This window comes from Priestia sp. SIMBA_032, from assembly GCF_046535215.1.
GTDB classification, from domain to species: domain Bacteria; phylum Bacillota; class Bacilli; order Bacillales; family Bacillaceae_H; genus Priestia; species Priestia aryabhattai.
This window is the reverse complement of sequence record NZ_JAWRXD010000380.1, coordinates 1-304: the sequence shown is the minus strand read 5'-3', so window position 1 is coordinate 304 and position 304 is coordinate 1. Positions and strand designations below refer to the sequence as shown.

Sequence of the window (304 nt, the reverse complement as noted above, 5' to 3'; positions counted from 1 at the left end):
CACCTTGCGATGAAAAATAACTAAATTTCGCCTTAAAAGTACCTTCTTTGGGTGTATTTATTTTATTAACACTAATATCTGTCCAGGCTGTACTTTTTTGAGAGACTAGCCCTTCCCAAATCTTCATGTCTTTTACTGTTTCTTTATAGTTTTCATAAACTAATATAAGATTCCAGTTACCCCAGTAATAGCCGCCACCTGTTACATCTTTAATTTGTGGCACATTTGCAACTGTCAAAGTTTGAGAAATCCCTTGCTGCGCAATTACATTTGTTACATCCGCATATGCAACATAACCAGCACC

The 304-nt window shown here is 36.2% G+C and carries 1 pseudogene; it reads right to left on the bottom strand.

The features are described from left to right. Window positions 1-304: pseudogene (locus SB717_RS34835) on the bottom strand (isopeptide-forming domain-containing fimbrial protein); the annotation flags it as partial.